Annotated in this window: 17 protein-coding genes; 9 read left to right on the top strand and 8 right to left on the bottom strand. The window is 59.0% G+C overall.

Going from position 1 to position 24,928, the window contains the following annotated elements:
* Window positions 1–10: 10 nt before the first annotated feature.
* Window positions 11–2,323 carry a 5-methyltetrahydropteroyltriglutamate--homocysteine S-methyltransferase gene (metE, locus tag V6L81_RS08360; RefSeq protein WP_338660613.1) on the bottom strand — a complete coding sequence of 771 codons (2,313 nt, stop codon included), beginning with the start codon at window positions 2,321–2,323 and terminating at the stop codon, window positions 11–13.
* Window positions 2,324–2,430: 107 nt separating this feature from the next.
* Here metE and metR point away from each other — a divergent pair, with 107 nt between their 5' ends.
* Window positions 2,431–3,348 (top strand): transcriptional regulator MetR, encoded by a 918-nt coding sequence (gene metR / locus V6L81_RS08355; RefSeq protein ID WP_095001423.1) that lies wholly within the window; start codon window positions 2,431–2,433, stop codon window positions 3,346–3,348.
* A 52-nt stretch (window positions 3,349–3,400) separates the two neighbouring features.
* On the opposite strand, the gene V6L81_RS08350 is transcribed toward metR, so the two are convergent.
* The 3 genes from V6L81_RS08350 to V6L81_RS08340 are packed head-to-tail and all read right to left on the bottom strand — an operon-like array spanning window position 3,401 to window position 5,001.
* On the bottom strand, window positions 3,401–3,913 hold the full coding sequence (locus tag V6L81_RS08350; RefSeq protein ID WP_095026427.1) for a GNAT family N-acetyltransferase: 513 nt from the start codon (window positions 3,911–3,913) through the stop codon (window positions 3,401–3,403).
* Window positions 3,914–3,925: 12 nt separating this feature from the next.
* A complete protein-coding gene (locus V6L81_RS08345) occupies window positions 3,926–4,564 on the bottom strand; it encodes a LysE family translocator (protein WP_095001425.1) in 639 nt (212 codons plus the stop codon).
* On the bottom strand, window positions 4,564–5,001 hold the full coding sequence (locus V6L81_RS08340; protein WP_095001627.1) for an NUDIX domain-containing protein: 438 nt from the start codon (window positions 4,999–5,001) through the stop codon (window positions 4,564–4,566). The genes V6L81_RS08345 and V6L81_RS08340 overlap by 1 nt, the downstream gene beginning before the upstream one ends.
* Window positions 5,002–5,308: 307 nt before the next feature.
* On the opposite strand from V6L81_RS08340, the gene V6L81_RS08335 reads away from it, so the two are divergent.
* Window positions 5,309–6,928, top strand: coding sequence for an FMN-binding glutamate synthase family protein (locus tag V6L81_RS08335; protein ID WP_095020390.1), 1,620 nt, complete (start codon window positions 5,309–5,311; stop codon window positions 6,926–6,928).
* 190 nt (window positions 6,929–7,118) lie between these two features.
* Entirely contained in the window at window positions 7,119–8,222 is a 1,104-nt protein-coding gene (locus V6L81_RS08330) for an OpgC family protein (RefSeq protein WP_138738147.1), read from the top strand.
* A gap of 100 nt (window positions 8,223–8,322) precedes the next feature.
* Here the strand turns inward: V6L81_RS08330 and V6L81_RS08325 are convergent, their stop codons facing one another.
* On the bottom strand, window positions 8,323–9,729 hold the full coding sequence (locus V6L81_RS08325; RefSeq protein WP_095024189.1) for an amino acid permease: 1,407 nt from the start codon (window positions 9,727–9,729) through the stop codon (window positions 8,323–8,325).
* A gap of 395 nt (window positions 9,730–10,124) precedes the next feature.
* Between V6L81_RS08325 and V6L81_RS08320 the strand changes: the two genes are divergently transcribed.
* From V6L81_RS08320 to V6L81_RS08310, 3 genes are all read left to right on the top strand, one after another.
* Window positions 10,125–13,235 carry a transglycosylase domain-containing protein gene (locus V6L81_RS08320; RefSeq protein ID WP_095026424.1) on the top strand — a complete coding sequence of 1,037 codons (3,111 nt, stop codon included), beginning with the start codon at window positions 10,125–10,127 and terminating at the stop codon, window positions 13,233–13,235.
* Window positions 13,236–13,348: 113 nt separating this feature from the next.
* On the top strand, window positions 13,349–13,927 hold the full coding sequence (locus V6L81_RS08315; RefSeq protein ID WP_095001430.1) for a PadR family transcriptional regulator: 579 nt from the start codon (window positions 13,349–13,351) through the stop codon (window positions 13,925–13,927).
* The gene (locus tag V6L81_RS08310) at window positions 13,924–14,706 is read left to right on the top strand and encodes a siderophore-interacting protein (RefSeq protein WP_338660612.1); all 783 of its coding nucleotides are present in this window, start codon (window positions 13,924–13,926) and stop codon (window positions 14,704–14,706) included. Before V6L81_RS08315 ends, V6L81_RS08310 begins: the two co-directional genes overlap by 4 nt.
* Window positions 14,707–14,752: 46 nt before the next feature.
* Here V6L81_RS08310 and V6L81_RS08305 read toward each other — a convergent pair whose 3' ends face one another.
* Window positions 14,753–15,394 carry a Pr6Pr family membrane protein gene (locus V6L81_RS08305; protein ID WP_338660611.1) on the bottom strand — a complete coding sequence of 214 codons (642 nt, stop codon included), beginning with the start codon at window positions 15,392–15,394 and terminating at the stop codon, window positions 14,753–14,755.
* Between the two features lie 7 nt (window positions 15,395–15,401).
* A complete protein-coding gene (locus V6L81_RS08300; protein ID WP_095001433.1) occupies window positions 15,402–15,632 on the bottom strand; it encodes a VF530 family DNA-binding protein in 231 nt (76 codons plus the stop codon).
* A gap of 218 nt (window positions 15,633–15,850) precedes the next feature.
* Here V6L81_RS08300 and V6L81_RS08295 point away from each other — a divergent pair, with 218 nt between their 5' ends.
* The 3 genes from V6L81_RS08295 (at window position 15,851) to V6L81_RS08285 (ending at window position 22,086) form a co-directional block, all read left to right on the top strand.
* Entirely contained in the window at window positions 15,851–17,887 is a 2,037-nt protein-coding gene (locus V6L81_RS08295; RefSeq protein ID WP_095001434.1) for a TonB-dependent receptor, read from the top strand.
* Window positions 17,888–18,172: 285 nt separating this feature from the next.
* Window positions 18,173–19,537, top strand: a complete 1,365-nt coding sequence (locus V6L81_RS08290; RefSeq protein WP_338660682.1) for a carbohydrate porin — start codon at window positions 18,173–18,175, stop codon at window positions 19,535–19,537.
* Window positions 19,538–19,668: 131 nt separating this feature from the next.
* Complete coding sequence (locus V6L81_RS08285; RefSeq protein ID WP_095018354.1) at window positions 19,669–22,086, top strand: glucose/quinate/shikimate family membrane-bound PQQ-dependent dehydrogenase; 2,418 nt, start codon at window positions 19,669–19,671, stop codon at window positions 22,084–22,086.
* A gap of 65 nt (window positions 22,087–22,151) precedes the next feature.
* Here the strand turns inward: V6L81_RS08285 and V6L81_RS08280 are convergent, their stop codons facing one another.
* On the bottom strand, window positions 22,152–24,494 hold the full coding sequence (locus V6L81_RS08280) for a GGDEF domain-containing protein (RefSeq protein ID WP_338660610.1): 2,343 nt from the start codon (window positions 24,492–24,494) through the stop codon (window positions 22,152–22,154).
* Window positions 24,495–24,928: the final 434 nt, after the last annotated feature.

The following is a 24,928-nucleotide window of genomic DNA, read 5'->3' as shown; positions in this document are numbered from 1 at the left end:
GCTATTGATCTCAAGCGGCTTGCAAGCGTAGTTGCCGTGCTGCCGCCACCATGTTGATCAGTGCCGCTTCAGTCTCGGCCCAGGCCCGGGTTTTAAGGCCGCAGTCGGGGTTGACCCATAGCCGCTCAGCGGGAATACGCTGCGCTGCCTTGCTCAGTAACTTGATCATCTCGGCCGTTTCCGGCACCCGTGGCGAGTGGATGTCATACACACCCGGGCCGATGTCGTTCGGATAGTCGAACGCTTCAAATGCATCAAGCAGTTCCATGTCCGAGCGCGAGGTTTCGATGGTGATCACGTCCGCGTCCATCGCGGCAATCGACTTGATCACATCATTGAACTCGCTGTAGCACATATGGGTGTGGATCTGGGTTTCATCCCCCACACCCGAGGCACACAGACGGAAGGCTTCCACCGCCCAGTCCAGGTATTCCTGCCACTGTGCACGGCGCAACGGCAAACCTTCACGGAACGCGGCTTCGTCGATCTGCACGATTTTGATCCCTGCCTGTTCCAGATCCACCACTTCATCGCGGATCGCCAGAGCCAGTTGTTGCGCCTGTACTTTGCGCGATACGTCTTCGCGGGGGAAGGACCACATCAGCATGGTCACCGGGCCTGTCAGCATGCCTTTCATCACCTTGTCGGTCAGGCCCTGAGCGTATTTGATCCACTCAACGGTCATGGCCTGCGGGCGGCTCAGGTCGCCGAAGATGATGGCCGGTTTTACGCAACGTGAACCGTAGCTCTGTACCCAGCCGTATTGGGTGAACACATAGCCGTCCAGTTGCTCGGCGAAATACTCGACCATGTCATTGCGCTCGGCCTCGCCGTGTACCAGTACGTCCAGACCCAAACGTTCCTGGACCAGTACAGCGTTGCGGATTTCGCTGTGCATCGCGTCGGTGTATTCGCTGGTCGACAACTTGCCTTGTTTGTAAGACTGACGCGCCAGACGAATCGAAGCAGTCTGCGGGAACGAGCCGATGGTGGTGGTCGGGAATGCCGGCAGATTCAAGCGGGCACGCTGCACTTCGATCCGTGCAGCAAAGGGTGACTGGCGCTGGCTGTCGGCGTCGGTGATCGCTGCAATACGGGCTTGTACGGCGGCCTTGTGAATACGTGGCGAGCTGGCCCGGCTTTGTTGTAAGGCGCGACTTTGGGCCAGGGCTTCTTGTACCTTGGGGTCTTGCGGGATATTCAGCGCATCACGCAGCACTGCAATTTCAGCGCACTTTTGCTTGGCGAAGGCCAACCAGCTTTTCAGTTCGGCATCCAGTTTGGTTTCGCGGTCCAGATCCACCGGGCTGTGCAACAGCGAGCAGGAACCGGCTACCCACAGGTTATCGCCAAAACGCTCTTCGGCTTCCTGCAGTTGCGCCAGGGCGTTTTCCAGATCGCAGCGCCACACGTTGCGGCCATTGACCAGGCCCAGGGACAACACTTTGTAAGTCGGCAGACGGTCCAGAATGGCATGCAACTGGTCGGGAGCACGCACCAGATCCACGTGCAGGCCATCCACCGGCAGGCCGACCGCCAGGCCGAGGTTGTCTTCCAGGCCGCTGAAGTAGGTGGCAACCAGCTTCTTGAGTGGCGAGTATTGAAGAATGTGATACGCGCGTTCAAAGGCGTTTTTCCATTCCTGTGGCAGGTCGAGCGACAGGATCGGCTCGTCGATCTGTACCCATTCCACGCCCTGCTCAGCCAGGCGGGACAGGATTTGAGCGTAAACCGGCAGCAGGTTTTCCAGCAGGTCGAGCTTGTTGAATTCGTTGCCTTTGGCCTTGCCCAGCCACAAGTAGGTCAACGGGCCAATGATCACGGGTTTGACCTTATGGCCCAGCGCCTGTGCTTCTGCCGTTTCTTCAAACAGCTCGTTCCAGCTCAGATCAAAGCGCTGGTCCTGACTGAATTCCGGTACCAGATAGTGGTAGTTGGTATCGAACCATTTGGTCAGTTCCTGGGCATACTGGCCTTTGCCGTGCTCAGCACCGCAGCAGCTCTGACTGGCACCGCGAGCCATGCCAAACAGGGTATCCAGGGTTGGCTGGCGCTGCTCGTCCAGGGTGCTGGAAAAACGCGGGGGGATCACGCCGAACGTCAATGAGTGGGTCAGCACCTGGTCGTACCAGGCAAAGTCACCGACCGGCAACAAATCGATGCCTGCGTCTTTTTGCAACTGCCAGTGGGTGGCACGCAATTGGCGGCCAACGTCTTTCAGCGCGGCCTGGTCAATATCACCCTTCCAATAGGCTTCGAGTGCTTTTTTCAGCTCGCGGTCTGCGCCGATGCGGGGGAAACCAAGATTGTGTGCCAGGGCCATAACAACATTCCTTCGTGTAAGTAATGGCACTATTATCGACACCCGCTACAACATGAGACAAACTCAACGTTTTCGTGTTGATCATCAAAGTTACTCATGGAGCCACTGTGCTGGAAATTCGTCACCTCAAAACCCTGCACGCGTTGCGCGAGTCAGACAGTCTGGTCGAAGCAGCCGAACGCCTGCACCTGACCCAGTCCGCTTTATCCCACCAGTTCAAAGAGCTTGAAGAGCGCATGGGCATGCCCCTCTTTGTGCGCAAAACCAAACCGGTTCGCTTCACCAGCGGCGGCTTGCGCCTGCTGCAACTGGCCGATGCCATGCTGCCCCTGCTGCGCGGTGCCGAGCGCGATATCGCACGTCTGGTTGGCGGAACGGCCGGTCGTCTGCATATGGCGATTGAATGCCACAGCTGCTTCCAGTGGTTGATGCCGACCATTGACCAGTTCCGCGATGCCTGGCCCGAGGTCGAGCTGGATCTGGCATCCGGTTTTGCCTTCGCACCATTGCCGGCACTGGCCCGGGGCGATCTGGATCTGGTGGTCACGTCCGACCCGCAGGAAATCGCCGGGCTGACCTATGTGCCGCTATTTACCTATGAAGCCATGCTAGCAGTGGCCAATCAGCATCCATTGGCCAGCAAGCCATTTATCGTGCCTGAGGATTTGAGCAGCGAAATTCTGATCACTTACCCGGTGGAGCGCGATCGCCTCGACATCTTTACCCGCTTCCTGGAGCCGGCCGATGTAGAACCTGCGCAGGTTCGCACCTCGGAGCTGACAGTGATGATGATGCAGCTGGTAGCCAGCGGCCGGGGAGTCTGCGGGATGCCGCACTGGGCGCTGCATGAATACAGCTCACGGGGTTATGTGAAGGCCAAACGCCTGGGCGAGAAAGGCCTGTTTGCGACACTCTACGCCGCGATTCGCGCCGACATGCTGGATGCACCTTATATGCGCGACTTTTTGCTGACAGCCAAGGACACGTCATTTTCGACGCTGGATGGCGTGAGTGCGGTTCGCTGACAACGGCAAGGCAGTTTGGGAGCGGGCTTGCCCGCTCCCACCCAGAGCCCGGTCAGTTCTCTTCTATATTGACCAACCGGCGCATATGTACCCGGTCGTAATAGGCCTCCCCCACCCGAATTGCGCAGTCTTCCAGCCCAGACTGTGCAAAACCGCAGCGCTGGTACAACGCCAGTGCAGCATCGCTGTTAGCGCTGACCGTCAGTTCGATCACCTTGGTTTCGGGCTCTTGCTCAGCCAGTGAAACCACCGCCTGCACCAGATGCTCCCCCAGCCCTTGCCCACGAAAAGCCTGCGACACATACAAACCAAACAACGTGGTCTTGTGCCGGGCATCTTCCCAGGGTTCGAATGCCAGGCCGACAATGCCCACCAGTCGGGAATCGACAAATGCACCGAACAGGGCGCTCAGTTCATCGTCCAGTTTTGCTTCCCACCAGCTCAGCGGTAACTTCTCACGTTGGGTTATGGAGGATACAAAAGCCTCGGGGTGCTGCGCATAAGCCTCAAGCATCAGTTGGCGATAAGCCTTGGCGTTTGCGGGTTCAAGCAGTTCTATAGCCATTACGGGTCCAGGTCATACGGTTTTACGTTGTTCCAGCATCAGCCTCACCGCCAGTGCGGCCAGCACACCGCCCATCACATAGCGCTGCACGGCCAGCCATAGCGGGTTGCGTACAAACCACACGGCAATACCGCTGGCAAACAGCGCGATCAGCAGGTTAACCGTGAAGCTGACGCTGATTTGAGTCAGGCCCAATACAATACTCTGAGTGAACATCGAACCGTGTTCCGGGTTGATGAATTGCGGGAAAACCGACAAATAGAACACCGCCACCTTGGGGTTGAGTACGCTGGTCATAAAGCCCATCGTCAGTAGCTTCGGCATGGCATCCGGCGCCAGGTCCCGGGCTTCGAACGGTGAGCTGGCACCCGGGCGTACAGCTTGCCAGGCCATCCACAGCAGATACAGGGCGCCCGCCCACTTGAGTGCCTCATAGGCCATCGGTACAGCCATAAATACCGCCGTCAAACCCGCAGCGGCGGCAAACATGTGCACGAAAAAACCCGCCACCACCCCGAGCAACGATGTGACGCCTGCCTTGCGCCCCTGGCAGATGGAGCGCGAGATCAGGTAGATCATGTTCGGCCCTGGCGTCAGCACCAACAGCAGGCAGGCCGCAGCAAAAATCAGCAATTCATGGGCTGGAATCATCAGGCCGTCCGGGACTGCAAGGCATTGCGATAAAACGGCAGGACCAGATCCCGGGTCAACGGCGCCAGTACCAGGCCGCCATCGCCCTCGGGGTCGATCCACTGCACTTCTTCAATTTCTGCCGCTGCCACCACGGGCTGACTGATATGCACCAGGAACAGCTCGGCCTGTACCTCAAAACCCGGTTCGTTGACCGCAGGGGCAGCGAAATGGCCCAGCCAGGTCGCGCTGGCCGGGTCGATCACCAAAGCCAGCTCCTCTTCCAGCTCACGGGCCAGGGCGTCGACCGGCTGCTCACCGGCATCGATCTTGCCGCCGGGTTGCATAAAGGCCTGGGTGCCGCGCTTGCGCACCAGCAGGGTCCGCCCATCGAGGCCAATCACTACGGCAGCGGCAATACGAATGATTCTGGAGGTTGCGGGTTCAAATGAGGTCACGGAATTCGGCCAACAAAACAGTAAGGTCAAGAAGGATTGCACGACCCAACGCCCCTGAAAATACACAGATGTCACTTTTACCCGAGCCTTCTGTATGAAGTGCCCGACTTTGGTCGGGATGCTGCCACAGATGAAATCCCGTTCAATGAATAATCTGACAGGGAGTTGGCATTTGCTTGATAGATGACCAACACTCCCCCCAGCAAACCTCCGACTCAAAGAGAGGGTTCTATTGTCCTTTTTCTGTTCTTGACCACGCCAGGCATCACCGCCCGGCGGAACAGACCAGCCTGAAACAGGAAACCGTATGAGCCTGTCACTGTTAAGCCGTTATGCGTTTTTTGCATTCTGCGTCATCTTCACCCTCGCCAGCCTGCCCTTTATGCACCATGAGTGGCTGTGGCCCTTCACGGCCGTGTCACTGGCCTTGAGCCTGCTGGGGATTTTCGATTTGCTGCAAAGCCCCCACGCCGTGCGTCGCAACTACCCGATCCTGGGCAATATTCGCTATCTGGTGGAAGCCATCCGCCCAGAGATTCGCCAATACCTGCTGGAATCTGACAGCGATGCGCTGCCCTTCTCACGGGCGCAACGTTCGCTGGTGTACTCACGAGCCAAGAATGAGAGTGCCGACAAGCCTTTCGGCACTCTGGTTGACGTTTACCAGCCCGGTTTTGAATTTATCGGTCACTCCATGCGCCCGGCCCCGTTGACCGACCCCAGCAGCTTTCGCATCGTGGTGGGCGGCCCGCAATGCAGCCAGCCGTACTCGGCGTCGATCTTCAATATTTCAGCCATGAGCTTTGGCTCACTGAGCGCCAACGCCATCCGCGCCCTCAATCAGGGTGCCAAGCTCGGTAACTTTGCCCACGACACGGGTGAAGGCAGTATCAGCTCCTATCACCGTGAGCATGGTGGTGACCTGACCTGGGAACTGGGCAGTGGCTACTTCGGTTGCCGCACTTCGGACGGGCGTTTCGACCCTGAGCGTTTTGCCGCCCAGGCTCGCACGCCACAAGTGCGGATGATTGAAATCAAAATGAGCCAGGGCGCCAAACCAGGCCATGGCGGTATCCTGCCCAAGCATAAAGTGACCGCGGAAATCGCCGAAACCCGCGGTGTGCCCATGGGTGAAGACTGCATCTCGCCTTCGCGCCACAGCGCCTTTTCAACGCCTATCGAGCTGATGCAATTTATCGCGCAGTTGCGTGAGCTGTCCGGCGGCAAGCCCGTGGGCTTCAAGTTTTGCCTGGGTCACCCGTGGGAGTTTATGGGCATTGCCAAGGCCATGCTGGAAACCGGTATCCTGCCGGACTTTATCGTGATTGATGGCAAGGAAGGCGGCACCGGCGCGGCGCCCGTAGAATTCACCGACCATATTGGCGCACCGCTGCGCGAAGGCTTGTTGTTCGTCCACAACACCCTGGTGGGCCTGAACCTGCGTGACAAGATCAAGCTCGGCGCCAGCGGCAAGATTGTCAGCGCATTCGATATTGCCAGCGTGCTGGCCATCGGTGCCGACTGGGCCAACTCGGCGCGAGGCTTCATGTTTGCCATTGGCTGCATTCAGTCGCAGTCCTGCCATACCAACAAATGCCCCACCGGCGTGGCCACCCAGGACACCTTGCGCCAGCGAGCGCTTGTAGTGCCGGACAAGGCCCAACGGGTTGTGCAGTTCCACCAGAACACCCTCAAGGCCCTGGCCGAAATGCTGGCTGCGGCTGGTCTGGAGCATCCGGCGCAGCTCAAGGCCAAGCACCTGGTACGACGCATGTCCGCCACCGAAATCAAACTGTTCTCACAGTTGCATGTGTTCCTCAAGCCCGGCGAACTGCTCACCGGCGAGGTCAATGGCGAGTTCTATTCGCGCATGTGGCAAATGGCCCGTTCGGACAGCTTTGAGGCCAACGAAATAGCGGCGGCCTGACGGTCCACCAGCAGGCCGCGCTGAAATAAGGCGCTGGCGGGTGTGTTCGCGCAGTAGCTCGAGACATTCAGTAATATCCAACCTTTGCATTTAACCCGTAATACCATCACCCTGCGCGCCGCCGATACGCGGCGCGCAACCTCCGCTGCGCCCGTCGGTCTTAATTAAACCCTTTGTTTGAGTACTCGCCGTGACGCTGAACGGACGCGACCACCGCATCGATTTTTTTCGCGGGCTGGCGCTGATTTTTATTTTTTGGGACCACATCCCGCACAACCCGCTGGCCGAATTTACGGTGCGCAATTTCGGCTTCAGCGATGCTGCGGAGATTTTTGTGTTCCTGGCCGGTTATGCCGCCGTGCTGGCCTACGGCAAAATCGCTCAACGTGACGGTTTGTTGGTCGCCAGCGTGAAGATCCTGCGCCGCGCCTGGGTGCTGTATGTGGTGCATATCTTCCTGCTGGCGGTGCTGATGGGCATCGTGTTTTTTGCCAACAACCATGTCGAAACCCGTGACCTGGTGCAGGAAATGGGCCTGCAGTACTTCCTGAGCAATCCGCAACAGGCCCTCACCGACGAACTGCTGCTGCGCTTCAAACCCAACCTGATGGACCCGCTGCCGCTGTATATCGTGCTGTTGCTGGGTTTGCCGCTGGTGCTGCCGATGCTGCTGCGCAAGGCAGGCTATGTGGTTGCCGCGTCCCTGGCCCTGTACTTGCTGGCGCCGGTGTGGAACCTCGCGGCTCAGGAAGGCGGCGTGTGGTTTTTCAACCCTATGGCCTGGCAGTTTCTGTTTATTCTGGGCGGTGCAGCGGCGATCCACGGGCAGCAACCCAAGGCTGCGCAAAACCGTCCCCTGTCGCGTCAACCGGTGTTTGTGGGAGCAGTACTCTATCTGCTGGTGACCGGCCTGCTGGCACTGTCATGGCGATGGCCGCAGTTTCACGATGCGCTCATGCCGCTCTGGCTGGGCGAGTACCTGTACCCGATCAGCAAGACCAACCTTTCACCGGTACGCCTGCTGCATTTTCTGGCCCTGGCTTATGTGGCGGCCAAAGTGGTGCCCCACGGCAACTGGCTGAATAACCGGGTGGCCCGCCAGGCATGCCGCATGGGCCGCTATTCGCTGGAAGTGTTCTGTCTGGGAGTGATCCTGGCGCCGTTGGCTGACATGCTCAATGCGCTGGGCGGTGACGGGTTTGTCGTAAAGGTATTCAGCGCCCTGATGGGCGTGGGGATCATGGCCGTGCTGGCGGCCTGGCTGGACTGGAACAAGCGTCTGAACCGCAAGTAGCGAAAGCTGTTGTGGGAGCGGGCTTGCTCGCGATGGGAACGCCGCGGTTGGTCTGACCAACCGAGGTGCTTTTATCGCGAGCAAGCCCGCCCCCACATTGTCAGTGAGTCTGCGTGCGCTGCGTAGGCTGCAGCTTGAACACATAGAACAGCACGGTCAGCAGGATCAGGAAGGCTGGGCCTACAAACAGTGCGATTCGGGTTTCTTCGAAGTAGGCCATCAACCCGACCACCATAAACAAGAACCCCAATGCCGCGTAAGAGCTGTACGGGTACAACCACATACGGTACTTCAGGGCTGCCGCTTCCTGCGGGCTCAGGCTCTTGCGGAAGCGCAGTTGCGCCAGCAGGATCATCAACCAGGTCCAGATTGCGCCAAAGGTGGCAATGGCCGTCACCCAGACAAACACCTTCTCCGGCGCCATATAGTTGAGCACAACCCCCAGCAGCAGCACGGCAATCGACAGCAGCAACGCCTGACGCGGCACACCGTTTTTCGCAGTGGTGGCGAAGTTGGCCGGGGCCTGGCCGTTTTGCGCCAGGCTGTAGAGCATGCGACCGGTGCTGAAAATGCCGCCGTTGCACGACGACAATGCCGCGGTAATCACCACAAAGTTGATAATGCCTGCTGCCGTCTTTATGCCCAGACGTTCAAAGGTCATTACAAACGGGCTGCCCGAGGTGCCGATTTCGTTCCATGGGTAGATGGACAGAATCACGAACAGTGCGCCGACGTAGAACAGCAGAATGCGCCAGAACACCGAGCCAATCGCACTCGGAATGGTCTTTTGCGGGTTCTTGGCTTCGCCGGCAGTCAGGCCGATCATCTCGACGCCCAGGTAGGCGAACATCACCATCTGCAAGGACATCAATACGCCCTGGATCCCGTTGGGCAAAAAACCACCGTGAGCCCAGAGGTTGGAAATACCCAGAGCGACTCCGTTATTGCCGAAGCCGAACGCGATAATGCCGATACCGCCGAAGACCATCGCAATGATGGTGACGATCTTGATCAGGGCAAACCAGAACTCGAACTCGCCAAACGCCTTGACCGCGATCAGGTTGATCGAGCCCATGCTGATCAGCGCCGCCAGGGCCCAGATCCAGCGCGGTACATCGGGGAACCAGATGCCCATGTACACCGCCACGGCGGTGATTTCCGCGACACAGGTCACCAGCCACAGGAACCAGTAGTTCCAGCCGGTCAGAAACCCGGCCAACGGGCCGAGGTAGTCCTGCGCGTAGCGGCTGAACGAACCGGCTACCGGGTTGTGCACGGCCATTTCGCCCAGTGCACGCATGATCACCAAAATGGCCAGGCCGCCGATGATGTAGGACAGCATGATGGCCGGTCCGGCCATTTCGATTGCTTTGGCCGAGCCCAGGAACAGGCCTACGCCGATACAGGCACCAAGCGCCATCAGGCGAATGTGGCGCTCGCCCAGTTCGCGTTTGAGTGGACCGCCCTGCACGCTATCTACGTGGGGCTGGTGGTTGCCGACGGGCATAAAAGTACAACCTCGTATTGTTATTGGGTATCCATCAACAGAGCGTTCGAAAAGACGGGCGGGTTACCTGTCTTGCCCCCCTGACCGGCCTGGACCTTGTAGGTCGGTAGGTCAAAAGAGAAATGCCCTGCTGAGATCGGCGGCGAGTATTGCACAGCGTTGGTGCACAGTCATGCCCCTACCTAGGACCTATTTACCTGCCGCAAAGGCTCTATTCCTGCACTTACATGGGTAAGCCACGTTGTGGATGCATCCCGATCCTGGATTTATGAGAGCCACTCAGCAGACCGTGCCTATAGAAACACCAGATAAGCCTCACAAATTTTTCACCCGAATCTGCCAGCGTCTACGCTTCTATCAAGCGCAACCAATATGCGTACCTGGATCTGTCGACTATGGGCGTACTGTGGAACTCCAACTCCAGCAAGACGAGGGTGTCATCAGCTGTAACGGACGATGCCGCACCTGCGCCACAACCTCCTGAGCCCAGGCGTTATGGATGGTTTGTGCTCGGGCTTGGGGTGCTGGCCGTCCTGGTTGTGCTGTGGTTTGTGATGGCCCAGGAGGTGCGCAGTTCCAAGTTGCAAGCCCGCGAGTTCAGCCGTTTTGCTGCGTCGCTCAGCTATTCGATGCACGAAGGGCCCAGCAACGCGATGCTTTATCCCGGCGCAGGCCCTTTCGATAAACGCTTGGGTTACAGCGCACTGGGCGACTTTCTGGCACGCCTTCAAAAACGTGATTACGTCATTACTCAACAAAGCCGCTTTTCACCAGCGCTCTTGAGCTATAGCGAGAAAGGGTTTTTCGTACCCTATTCAGAAAAAATTCAGACCGGACTCTCGATCACCGACTGCGCTGGCAGTTCGCTTTATCAGTACAAGTACCCGCAACAGTTGTATCCCAGCTTTGCAAGCATCCCCCCGCTGGTGGTTCACAGTTTGCTGTTTATCGAAAACCGCAACCTGCTCAACCCTGATGAACCCCAGGCCAACCCTGCCGTGGACTGGCCGCGCTTTGCCATGGCGGCCTACTCCCAGGCTGCAAAACTGCTGCACTTGCCGGGGCAATCTGCGGGCGGCAGTACCCTGGCCACCCAACTGGAAAAGTATCGGCACTCTCCCGATGGGCTGACGCTCTCAGGCGGCGAAAAATTGCGCCAGATGGTTTCTGCCAGCGTGCGTGCCTATCAGAACGGCCCGCAAACCCTGCCAGCCCGGCAAAAGGTGGTGCGTGATTACCTCAACAGCGTGCCACTGTCGGCGGTGCCTGGCCACGGCGAGGTTCACGGCATGGCCGAAGGGTTGCGGGTGTGGTACGGCGCCGACTTCAATCAGATCAACCAGCAACTGAGCAGTACCGCCACTGACCCAAAAAGCCTCGCATCAAGAGGCCTGGCCCTGCGTGAAGTGCTGTCGCTGATGATCGCCCAACGTCGGCCCTCACACTACCTGGCCAAGGGCCGTGATGAGCTCGCGCAACTGACCGACAGCCATATCCGCCTGCTGGCGCAGAACAATGTGATCGACCCGGCCCTGACCGCCGCCGCGCTGGCCAGCCGCGTGACTTACCGCGACTGGGCGCAGGCGCCAACCCTGCAACCCAATGAAACCAACAAGGGCATCAGCGTAGCCCGCAGCCGCCTTTCGGTGCTGCTCAAACGCCCGCTGTATGACCTCGATCGCCTGGACCTGTCTGCCACCAGCACCTTGCAGGGCGACTTGCAGGGCCAGGTCAGTGACTACCTGCGCCAGCTGGCAAACCCTGCATTTGCCGGCAAAATAGGCCTGCTCGGCCCCTACCTGCTAACGCCCACCAGTACCGCGCAAGTGCGCTACAGCTTCACCCTGTTTGAACTTACGCCGGACGGCGCCCGCGCCCGGGTGCAGACCGACAGCACCGACCAGCCCTTCGATATAAATGAAGGCAGCAAACTGGAACTGGGCTCCACCGCCAAACTGCGGGTGTTGACCACCTATCTGCAGATCATTGCCGAGCTGCATGACCGTTACGGCGGCCAGCCTGGCACGACGCTGAAAAAAATCCCCATCACCCACCAGGATCCGCTGACCCGCTGGGCACTGGCGTACCTGATCGAAAATCCTGGTGCACAACTGACACCCATGCTGGATGCCGCACTCAACCGTCAGTACTCGGCCAACCCCGGCGAAGGCTTTTTTACCGGTGGCGGTATGCATCACTTCCACAACTTTCGCAGCCAGGACAACAACCGCATCGCGACGCTGCGCGATTCGATCCGTGAGTCGATCAACCTCCCCTTTGTGCGCCTGATGCGCGACGTGGTGCGCTACACCAGCTATCAGTCGCCGAGCAATAACGCGGACCTGCTCAGTGACGACAGCAACCCGATGCGCCAGGAATACCTCAGTCGTTTCGCCGACCGCGAAGGCACCACCTTCATGCTTAAGTTCTGGAAAAAATACCGCGGGAAAGACTCAAAGGCCCGCCTTGATACCTTCTTGGACAGCATGCACCCCACCGCCATTCGCATGTCGGCAGTGCATCGTTACCTGTTCCCCCATGCCGATCAGGCTACCTTCAACCGCTTCGTGCGCTCGCATCTGACTAACGACAAGATCACCGACGAGCGTCTGGACAAGTTGTACCAAGGCTATGGCCCCGGCGCTTACAACCTGCCTGACCAAGGCTATATCGCCAAAGTCCATCCGCTGGATCTGTGGTTACTGGGGTATTTGCTCAATAACCCGCAGGCCACCTTCCAGCAAGCTGTCGACGCCAGCGAACATGAGCGTCAGGAAGTTTACAGCTGGCTGTTTAAAAGCAGGCACAAGAGCGCCCGCGACAGCCGCATCCGCACCATGCTGGAGATCGAAGCCTTCCTTGATATCCATCAGCGCTGGCAAAAAGTCGGCTACCCCTTCGACCACCTGGTGCCGTCTCTCGCCACCGCACTGGGCAGTTCGGGGGATCGCCCGGCGGCACTTTCCGAGCTGATGGGCATTATCCTTAACGATGGCGTACGTTTGCCGGTATTACGCATTGATACCCTGCATTTCGCCGCAGATACTCCCTATGAAACCCGCCTGGTCAACGACCCTGACGCAGGCGTAAGGGTCATGCCCAGCGAAGTGGCCACGGCACTGCGCGAAGCCCTGTCGCAAGTGGTGGATGCCGGTACGGCGCGACGGGTATCGGGCAGTTTCAAGCTCGACGACGGCACACCCCTGGCCATGGGCGGCAAGACCGGCACCGGCGACAACCGCATCGAAAGCATGGGTGCTGGCGGACGTATCCTTAGCTCCAAGTCGATCAATCGCACGGCGACCTTCGTGTTTTATATCGGCGAGCATCACTTCGGCACCTTGACTGCGTTCGTTCCCGGACGCTCGGCCGAGGCTTTCAAATTCACCTCGGCACTGCCGGTGCAAGTGCTCAAGGGCATGGCACCGATCCTTACGCCGTATCTGCAACCAGGCACCAACACCTTGTGCCTGGCACCTGCGCCAGTACACACCGCAGCGAAATAGCCAAGCTGTGGGAGCGCTCCCATTGAGAATCATTACCGTTCGTCGACTGGGTTTTTACATTCCTTAAGATATATCTTAAGTTATGTCTAACTTAATGAGAGAGCGAAAAGACAATGAGAGACCATCATCCCCATCACCGCGAACATGGCGCGGGTCAAGACGGCTTCGAGAAACGCCCCGGTCGCGAACGCGGTGGCCGCGGCCCCCGGGTTTTTGCCCCGGGCGATCTGAAATTATTGCTGTTGGCGCTGATCGCCGAGCAGCCCTGCCACGGCTACGACCTGATCCGCCAGATCGAAGGTTTATTCGACGGTGCCTACAGCCCCAGCCCTGGCGTGATCTACCCCACGCTGACCTTCCTTGAAGAGAGCGAGCTGATTCAGGGCGACGCCGAAGGCGGAAAAAAACGCTATACCGTGACCGATGCCGGTCGCCAGTACCTGACCGATCAGGCGGTAGCACTCGATGGCGTGCGGATGCGCATCGACGTCAGCAAGCGCTCACTGCGCGGCCATGATCGCCCGGCCGAGATTCACGAGGCGGTGCACAACCTGCGCCATGCCCTGCAAATGCACCACGGTCGCTGGAGCCCGGCAGAAATCCTGCGTGTACGCGACTTGCTCAACAACACCGCCAAAGCCATCGTCGATGGCCCTGTATCTGCCCAGCCTGCGCAGGAGAACGCTGAATGAATGCTGCCACACCCCAGACCATTCACCGGGTCATGCATGAAATCAAACGTCGTAAACTCGAAGTGCTGCGCGTGGTCGACCTGACCCCGCGCATGCGCCGAATTACCGTGGGAGGCCCACAGCTGGCGGGGTTTGTCAGCCTGGGCAGCGATGACCATGTAAAGCTGTTTTTTCCGCAGACCGCCGAAGAACAGGCAGCGCTGGAAACCCTGGAACTGAGCGCCGGGCAAAAAGGTGGAATGCCGCCGATGCGCGACTACACCCCACGCCGTTTTGACTTGAACACCTTTGAGCTGGACATCGATTTTGTCCTGCACGGTGACGGCCCGGCAGCCACTTGGGCCGCCCAGGCCACGCCCGGGCAGTATCTGCATATCGGCGGGCCGCGCGGTTCGATGGTAGTACCGGACATCTTTGACAGCTACCTGCTGATCGGTGACGAAACCGCGCTGCCGGCCATTGCCCGGCGCCTTGAAGAGCTGCTTGCCAACCGCCGTGCCCTGGTGGTGATCGAGGTCGAAAACGCGCTTGAAGAACAACCCCTGCACAGCGCCGCAGCGGTTGACGTGATCTGGGTACACCGTGATGTGCCGGGCGAGGACCTGCTTAAAACCGTCGAAGTATTGAGCATCCCCGAAGGTGCGCTGTACACCTGGGTGGCCACCGAAAGCGCGCTGTCGCGCAAAGTGCGCCGAGTGCTGCTGGACACCCATGGCCTGAGCGAAGAATTCGTCAAGGCTGTGGGCTACTGGCGCCTGGATGGCAGTACCGAAGAGTAATTGCTCCCTACACTCCGTAGCAGCTGCCGAAGGAACGAGGCTGCTGCTACAAGTACTTGCGCCCCCTGAGACGATCCACCGCCACCACCCCCAATGCCACCGCCACAAACCCCGCCAGAATTCCGCCAGCATTGATAAACGTCTGCCAATAGCCCAGTTTTTCGACATCGACAAACGGATACGGGTACACACCCAGCAGGTGCCCACGCAACAGGATGTAGGCGAAATACAGCAGCGGATACAGCATCCAGAGTCCGATATGGCTCACGCGCAACAATCCCTTGGGCACACAAAACCACCAGTACAGCGTAAACAGCACCGGCATCACGTCATGGAGTATTTCATTGGCCAGCCATTGCACCCCCTGGGGCTGCCAGAGCTGACGCAGCAACAGGCTATACGCCACTCCCACCACGATAATGCTGACGGCAATGCCGCTGCTGACCCAGGGCTGCAAGAAAAAAGACCTGCCCTTTGAGGGGCGACTGTCTGCCGCATAGGTCAGAACACTGGCGGCCAGGGTGTTGCTCAAAATGGTGAAAAAGCTGAAGTAACTCACCAGCCCACCCACCACACTCGCACCGCTCTCCCAGCGGGCCAGCAGCACCAGTTCAAGCTGAATCGCCAGGCCGCTCCAGCCCAGGATCGCCAGCAGCAGGCAGAGCCTGTGCCTGGACAACGCACTCATGTGCCGATCAAAGCTCGCGCTTGGTACGGGCGTATTTCACATAGAGCTTTTCGACCTTTTCCCGCGCCCAAGGGGTTTTGCGCAGGAACGTCAAACTCGACTTGATACTCGGGTCGCTCTTGAAGCAGCGAATATCAATGCGCTCGGCCAGCCCCTGCCACTGGTAATGCGCCACCAGCGCAGTGAGGATCTGTTCCAGCGTCACGCCGTGCAATGGGTTGTTGTTGGGTTCAGTCATGCCGGGCCTTTAAAGCAAAAGAGAGAAAGCCGCGCACCTTAGCCGAGCACCTGCTCAGGGGGAAGTGCATTCGCCAAGCAACCAGTCTAGCCGTGTCCCGGGGCAGAAATGAAAGTTCCGCTTTGACAGATTAAAGTGATGTTATATTGTAACTATACCTATCCAGTCAAAGAGCGCTCAGCGCCGCTTTCTTTCGTCACCCTGCCAAGGAACTTGTAATGTCCTCCCCTGCACTCCCGCGTCACTTGCGTCGCCTTCGTCTAACGCCGCTCGCCACCGCACTGCTGCTCGCCTCCCCGGCCTACGCCCTCGATCTGCCCCAGCAAGTCATTACCGGGAACCCCTTGGGCAACACCCAGCTGGCCTCACCCACAACGGTACTGGAAGGCGACGACCTGACCCTTAATCAGCAAGGCAGCCTGGGCGAAACCCTCAACAAACAACCCGGCGTGTCTTCGTCCTACTTCGGCCCGGGCGCTAGCCGACCGATCATTCGCGGCCTGGATGGCGACCGTATTCGCATCTTGCGCAACGGCGTCGGCGCTCTGGATGCCTCATCGCTGTCTTATGACCACGCGGTACCGCTGGACCCGGTCAACGTTGAACGAATCGAAATTGTTCGCGGCCCTGCCGCCCTGTTGTACGGCGGCAACGCCATCGGCGGCGTGGTCAACACCTTCGACAACCGTATCCCCACCACCGCCATCGACGGCATTCACGGGGCAGGCGAACTGCGCTACGGCGGTGCCGACACCACCCGCAGCAGCGCGGGCAAGCTGGAAGCCGGTGATGGCACCTTCGCCCTGCATCTGGATGCCAACGCCCGCGAGTTCAACGACCTGAAAATCCCCGGCTATGCCCGCAGCCGTCATGCCCCCGAAAGCGAAGACGGTGACGAGAAAAAAGGCCGTCTGGGTAACAGCAATGGCCGGCAGGACGGCGGTGCCGTGGGCGGTTCCTACACCTGGGAAGATGGTTACGCAGGCTTGTCGTACAGCACTTACGACGCCAACTACGGCTCACCGGCCGAGCAGGACGTACGCATCCGCATGAAGCAGGATCACTACGCCTTTGCCTCCGAAATCCGCAACCTGCAAGGCCCGTTCAGCTCGCTGAAAATAGATGCCGGCTACACCGATTACGAGCACCGCGAAATCGAGGGCGGCGAAGTCGGCACCACGTTCAAGAACAAGGGCTACGAAGCCCGCGTTGAAGCCCGCCATGTACCGATCGGCCCGGTTGAGGGTGTCATTGGCGCACAGGTCAATCGCAACGAATTTTCGGCCCTTGGTGAAGAAGCTTTCGTACCGCAAACCGACACCAACAGCGGCGCCCTGTTTGTGCTTGAAGAACTGCAGGCCACCGAGCGCCTCAAACTGAGCCTCGGCGGGCGCCTTGAGCGCACCGTGGTCGACCCGGACGCCAAGGGCAATGAGCGCTTTGCTGCGGCGGACCGTTCAAGGAGCTTCACGGCGGGCAGCCTGTCTTCAGGCGCCGTGTTCACCCTCACCCCGATCTGGTCGCTGGCGGCCACCCTGGGCTACACCGAACGCGCACCAACGTTCTACGAGCTGTACGCCAATGGCGCCCACGTCGCTACCGGCACCTATGAAGTAGGTAACGCCAATCTGTCGAAGGAAAAAGCCGTATCCAGCGACCTGGCTCTGCGCTTCGACAATGGCACCCACAATGGCAGCATCGGGGTGTTCTACAGCCACTTCTCCAATTACATCGGTCTGCTGGGTACAGGTCGTACACTGAACGACGAAGGCGAGCCAGACGCCGACGGCATTCCGGAATACACCTATTCCGGGGTTAGGGCGCGTTTCACCGGCTTTGAGGCCAAGGATCACTGGAAGCTCGGAGAAAGTGCCTATGGCAAGTTTGCACTGGAACTGTCGGGCGACTACACCCGCGCCACCAACCTCGACACCGGCGAAGCCTTGCCGCGGATTGCCCCGCTGCGCCTGAGCAGCGGCTTGCTGTGGGAAATGGACCGCTGGCAAGCGCGGGTTGACGTCGAACATGCCAGCAATCAGGGCCGTGTGCCGGCCAACGAATCGGGCACTGATGGCTACACCACTCTGGGCGCCAGTGCCGGTTATCACTTCGATGTGGGCAGCAGCCAGTGGCTGGCGTTTGTCAAAGGCGACAACCTGACCAACCAGACCGTGCGTTATGCCAGTTCTATTTTACGTGACATCGCCCCCGCACCGGGGCGCGGTATCGAGGTAGGCCTGCGCACCACGTTCTAAGCTGCACAGCAGTAAATACGCGGCCTCCAATCAAGTCGGGGCGCGACAAAAGAGCCCTGGGACGAACCGTCGCAGCACACTGTTACTGAATCAGAAATGATCCATGTCACTTAAAGTGCTGTTTCTAAACGTTTCGGGGCTTTATCATTTCCGCATAAAGGGCTGAAACGATTCATTCCGCCCTTAACTCTGAAGTGTCAGCCCTGCCCTCAAAGACAGCGCTACCCACTGCCACAGCCATACCTATAAAGACTCGCATCTCGACCTATGTCCACATTCCTGAATATGCGCAAACACAGCGCGCTGCTTCCTGTTGCCGGGCAAAAAGCTCTGGCTTTGATCGGCGGCATTACCGCTCTGGGCCTGGCTACTTGCGTGCAGGCGGCCCCCGCCTTTGACGCTGACTCCAAGTGGATGCTCGGCGATTGGGGTGGTACCCGTAGCGAACTGGAAAAGCAGGGTTACTCCTTTTCCCTCGACTATGTAGGCGAAGTCGGCTCCAACCTGCACGGCGGCTATGACCATGACCGCACGGCGCGCTACAGCGACCAGTTCGGCCTGGGCACGCACCTGGACCTGCAAAAGATCCTGGGCTGGGACGACGCTGAATTTCAGCTGACCATCACCCATCGCAGCGGCAACAACATCAGCAATGACCGCATCAACGATCCACGGGTGGGCGGTTTCACTTCGGCCCAGGAAGTCTGGGGCCGTGGTCAGACCACGCGCCTGACGCAAATGTGGTACCAGCAGAAATTCTTTGACCAGAAGCTCGACATCAAAGTCGGCCGCTTTGGTCAGGGCGAAGATTTCAACTCGTTCCCTTGCGATTTCCAGAACCTGGCGTTCTGCGGTTCACAGGTGGGCAACTGGGCCGGCAGCATCTGGTACAACTGGCCCGTCAGCCAGTGGGCCCTGCGGGTCAAGTATCACCTGACCCCCGAGTTGTACGCACAGGTCGGTGCCTATGAGCAAAACCCGTCCAACCTGGATCGCGGCAACGGCTTCAAGCTCAGCGGCAGCGGCACCCAGGGCGCAGTACTGCCGATCGAACTGGTGTGGACGCCAAAAATTAATGGCCTGCCAGGGGAATACCGCGCGGGTTACTACTACAGTAATGCCAAGGCAACAGATGCTTACAAAGATGCCAACGGCCAGCCAGCAGCCTTGACCGGTGAAGCGTATCGCAGCAGTTCAAGCAAACAAGGGATGTGGCTGGGCGTGCAACAACAGCTCACTACCCGCGCCAGCGACCAGTCGAGGGGCTTGAGTGTGTTTGCCAATGCCACCATGCACGACAAGAAAACCAATGCCGTGGACAACTACGTCCAGGCTGGCGTCGTCTACAAAGGCGTGTTCGATGCCCGTCCCAAGGACGATATCGGCTTTGCCATGGCGCGCGTTCACGTCAACCCGGCTTATCGCAAGAACGCCCAGGCCACTAACCAGGCCCGCGCCATCTACGATTTCGACAACCCGGACTACCTGCCTCCCCAGGACACTGAATACAGCGCCGAGCTGTACTACGGCATCCACGTCACCAACTGGCTGACCGTTCGACCGAACCTGCAGTACATCCGCCACCCGGGCGGCGTCAGCCAGCTGGATGACGCACTGATTGGCGGTCTGAAAATTCAAAGTGCGTTCTGACAAACGGACTGCAACAACAACCTTGAAGGTTGTGATCGAACACCTATTTAGCTGATTCACTCCCGCGTCGGTTCGTCCCTTAAAGACCCCACCCTCGCGGGAACACCTCAAACGCAACGGAGAACCACACTATGAGCACTGAAGGTGCTTTCAGTCGAAGCCGCCTGCTACCGAGCCTTCTCGGTATCTTGCTGCTGCTAATGGGCCTGGCCATGTTGGCCGGGGGTATCAAACTGGTCACGCTGGGCGGGTCGTGGTACTACCTGCTGGCCGGGATCGGTTTTGGCTTGTCGGGCGCACTGCTGATTGCCGGGCGCCGCGCAGCACTGACCCTGTACGCACTGGTACTGTTCGCCAGCACCGTATGGGCACTGATGGAAGTCGGTCTGGACTGGTGGCAACTGGTGCCACGCCTGGCCATGTGGTTCGCCATCGGTATCGTCCTGCTGCTGCCATGGTTCCGTCGCCCTGTCCTGCGCGGTCAGTCGGCACCGGTTGCCACCGGCGCACTGAGCGTTGCCGTAGTGCTGGCCGGTCTGGCTGCACTGGCCAGCCAGTTCACCAGCCCGGGTGAAATCAAAGGCCAACTGGACCGTGATGCCGTACCTGGCATGACCAACGCTGCACCGGCCATGCCCGATGGTGACTGGCAGTCCTACGGTCGTACCGCCTTTGGTGACCGTTACTCGCCGCTGAAAGAAATCACCCCGCAAAATGCCCACAAGCTGGTACCAGCCTGGACATTCCGCACCGGTGACATCCCTGGTGAAGGCGATCCCGGCGAAACAACCGCCGAGAACACCCCACTGAAAGTCAACGGCATGCTGTATGTGTGTACCCCGCACAGCCAGGTCATAGCCCTTGACCCGGATACCGGTAAGGAAATCTGGCGTTACGATCCGAAGATCAGCACTCAGAACGCTGAAAACTTCAAAGGCTGGGCACACATGACCTGCCGCGGCGTGACTTATCACGACGAAAACGCCTACGCCAAAGTCAGCACTGAACAAAGCGCTGCCGAGCCTGCTGCTGCTACATCCAGCAACTCGTGCCCGCGCCGCCTGTTCCTGCCGACTGCCGACACCCGTCTGATCGCCCTGAACGCCGACACCGGTAAAGTGTGCGAAGACTTCGGCACCAATGGCGCGGTAGACCTGCGTCACAACATCGGTACCTTTGCTCCGGGTGGTTACTACTCCACCTCGCCACCTGCCGTGACCAAAGATCTGGTCGTGATTGGCGGCCACGTGACCGACAACATTTCCAACGACGAGCCATCGGGCGTGATCCGTGCGTACGACGTACGTACCGGCAAGCTGGTATGGAACTGGGACAGCGGCAACCCGGAGAAAACCACTCCGATTGCTGAGGGCGAAACCTACACCCGTAACTCGCCAAACATGTGGTCGATGTTCGCTGTCGACGAAGACCTCGGCATGCTGTACCTGCCGATGGGCAACCAGACGCCTGACCAATATGGTGGCGACCGTACCGAAGATTCCGAGCGTTATGCCGCTGGCATCACCGCCCTGGACATCAACACCGGTAAAGTCCGCTGGTACCGTCCGCTTACTCACCATGACCTGTGGGACATGGACGTAGGTGGTCAACCAACCCTGATGGACCTGAAAACCGCCGATGGCGTGAAACCGGCCCTGCTGGCTTCCACCAAACAAGGCAGCATCTACGTGATGGACCGTCGCACTGGCGAAGCCATTGTGCCGATCACCGAGGTTCCGGCCCCGGGCGGCGCTGTTGAAGGTGACCACACTGCACCGACACAGCCACGTTCTGACCTGAACATGATTCCTCCGGTCTTGACCGAACGCGACATGTGGGGCGTAACCCCATTCGACCAGATGCTGTGCCGGATCAACTTCAAGTCCCTGCGCTATGACGGCATGTACACCCCGCCATCGCTGCAAGGCTCGATCGTGTATCCAGGCAACTTCGGCGTGTTTGACTGGGGTGGCATTTCGGTTGACCCGGTTCGCCAGATTGCCTTCCTGAACCCGAGCTACATGGCGTTCACCTCCAAGCTGGTTCCGCAGGCCGACGTGGCTGCAATGGGCCCGCGCAAAGGCGAAACCTCCGGCGTTCAACCGAACAAAGGCGCACCTTACGGCGTGATCCTGGAGCCACTGTTGTCGCCACTGGGCCTGCCTTGCCAGGCACCGGCGTGGGGTTATGTTGCTGCAGTCGACCTGACCAACAACGAAGTGATCTGGAAACACAAAAACGGCACCGTGCGTGACAGCTCACCGGTACCGATCCCGTTGTCCATGGGTGTTCCAAGCCTGGGCGGGACCTTCACCACCGCAGGTGGTGTGGCCTTCCTGAGCGGTACCCTTGACCAGTACCTGCGTGCTTACGACGTAAGCAACGGTAAAGTACTGTGGGAAGGTCGCCTGCCTGCTGGCGGCCAGACCACCCCGATGACCTACACCGGCAAGGACGGCACTCAATATGTGCTGGTCATGGCGGGCGGTCACGGCGGCCTGGGCACCAAAAAAGGTGACTATGTAATGGCGTTCAAACTGGCTGAGTAAGATTTACAGCTGGTATTGAAAAAGGCGGCTATCGAGAGATAGCCGCCTTTTTTGTGAGCCCGGTTTTACACCGTTGCCCGCAATTTCCACACCCAGGCCTCGAACGCCACGGCCTCCATTGGCCGACTGATCAGATAGCCCTGGGCCGTATCACAGTGCCAGCGCTCGAGCAGTTCAAGGGTATGCTGATACTCCACGCCTTCAGCCACCACCTTGAGCCCCAGGTTGTGGCTCATTTCGATGGTCGAACGCACGATCACCGCGTCCTCGCTGGTTTCGTCCAGGTTGCGGATAAACGATTGATCGATTTTCAGCTCTTGCACCGGCAAGCGCTTGAGATGCGCCAGCGACGAGTAACCGGTGCCAAAGTCATCCACCGACAAGCTGATGCCGCCATCACGCAACTTTTCCAGCACGTTGAGCGAGTGTTCGGGGTCGCGCATGGCCGTGCTTTCGGTGATTTCGAATATCAGTTGCTCAGCCGACAACTGATAACGCTTGAGCAGGCGCTCGACGGTCATCAACAGATTTTCACCGTGCAAATCCTCCGCCGAGATATTCAGCGACAGCTGCATATGCAGGCCCTTGCGGTTCCACGCGGACAACTGACGGATGCCTTCCTCGATGACCCAGCCCGTCAGCAGGAACATGCTGCCCGTGCGCTCAGCCAGTGGAATAAATTCCGCCGGCGAGACCATGCCCAGTTCCGGGTGTTGCCAGCGCAACAGCGCTTCAGCCTGGCGCACATGGCCACTGCGGATATCCATTTTGGGCTGATAATACAGCTGCAACTGGCCATCGCTGGCGGCACTGCGCAAGTCCCGGATCAGCTGGATTTGCCGTTGGTGGGCGAGGTCACGGTCCTGCTGATACACCTGCAAATAACCCGGCAAGGCGGCAGCATCCCGGCATGCAATCGCAGCACGGCTGATCAGTTCTTCAGCGCTCCGCCCATTGAGCGGGTAGATCGCAATGCCCATGCAGACTTCCAGCAACACCTCGTGCCCATCAATGCTCAGCGGACGCTTGAGCAATGCGTACAACCTGTCAGCCAGCGCAACACCCACATCGACCTGGGTGCTTTCAAGCAGTAACAAGAACTCGTTGCCGGTGATGCGTGCTGCCGTATCGCGTTCACGCAGAGCGTCGAGCATCACGCGGGCGGACTCACGCATGATCCGCTCCCCACCCTCGGGGCCGAAGCTCTCATTGATCACACGATAATTTTCGATCCCCAGGTAAATCAGCACCACGCCGCGCCTTGCGCTGATGGCACTGCCCAGGCGTTCCATGGCCAGGGCGCGGTTGGGCAAACCGGTAAGCGGGTCGTGCAGGGCGTTATGTGCCAGTTGCTGCTCGCGCACGGCAATCCCGCTTTGCATGGCATTGATCGCCTTGGCCAGAAACCCCAGTTCGTCCCTGCGTGTAAGCTCCACCGGCGTTTCGTAGTTGCCCCGGCCAATGCGCTGCGCAGCCTCCGCCAACAGGCTGACCGGCCGCGAAACCGCCCGCGCCAGCCACAAGGCACCGAGCAATGAAGCCAGCAAAGCCCCCAGGGATATCCACAGAAACTTGCGATCCAGCGAGTCGAATGCCTGCATCGTCTGATCCAGCGGGCTTTGCAGCACCGCCATGACTTGGCCGTTGCCCGGGTCACCGGAGTTGGCGAGTTGCAGCATCTGGCCAAGAAAGCGCCGGCCGTGGAATTCGCTGAAATGGATTGTCGAGCCCGGCGTATGCTCCTGCACGAATTCAATAATGCTGGCGCTCATGAAGTCCGGCTGCGTGCTGCTCAGTATTCCGCTTTCGCCTGGCTTGACCGTCATAAACGACACTTCAAGGTTGCTCAGGGAGCTCAATTCATGGGCAAACACGTCGTCCATCGGCATCCCCGAGACCACGCGCACCACAGGCAAAGGGCCCAGCACCACCCCTTGCACCAGCATGTACGGGCGCCCTGCCAGGATGCCGATGACCATGGTCTGGGTGTTGCGACGGGCCAGCCGCAGTGCCTTGGCATAAGGAAATGCCTGCCCCGCTGGCAGGCCCTTGAGGGTGCTGGTGATGATATTGCCGTCCAGATCCAGCACAAACAGCTCACTGCCATGCAGGCTCGCCTCGAACTCCTGCAGGGCGTGCTCTATCAGCGAGGGGCTGCCTTTGATCGTCGCCTCACGGAAATCCGAGTCATTGGTCAGCCAGTTGAGGCCGTACTGGATACGCCGCCAGCGCAGATCCATAAAGCGCTCGAACACCCGGGTTCCGGTCTTGAGCTGCTCTTGCGCCTGATCGCTGGCCACGGTAATGGTCACGGCTTTAACGGCGAAGTACACCGCACCGATCACCAACAGCAGGAGCAAGGCAAGAAACAGGCTGATACGCGCCTGAAAACTGTTGCGCAACTTCATGCTGCGCCCTCAATCCATTGAGTGAATGCCAATGGCCACATAAGCGCTCCCGCGACTTCCTTGAAAAAGCCATACCGGTGGCCTTCCAATCCATCTTTGTTGTTATGGATCCAACTGCTGCAGACAGAAGATCACCCATTAATTTCGGGCCGTCTACTGTCAAGTTGTTGGCGACAAAGGCCTAGCGCACGGGGGTTTGACGGATTATTTCTTCAATCGACGTGCAAGCAGTTGTTCTGCCGCCGAGGAAGGCGTGAGGTTGGGTTTGATTGCGAAGCGACCATGAAATACGGGCACGAGAATGACCTGATCGTCGGTCAAGCTCCCACAGTTGAATATTCCCTGTAGCCGCCTATCCGTCTACGGGGTTTCTTCTCCTTACACATGAAAATCTGTTCACCATTGAAACCACTGGCACCGCGCCCCATCTAACA

The sequence above is a fragment of the Pseudomonas bubulae genome (assembly GCF_037023725.1).
GTDB classification, from domain to species: Bacteria; Pseudomonadota; Gammaproteobacteria; order Pseudomonadales; family Pseudomonadaceae; genus Aquipseudomonas; species Aquipseudomonas bubulae.
This window is presented reverse-complemented; position numbering and strand designations above follow the sequence as displayed.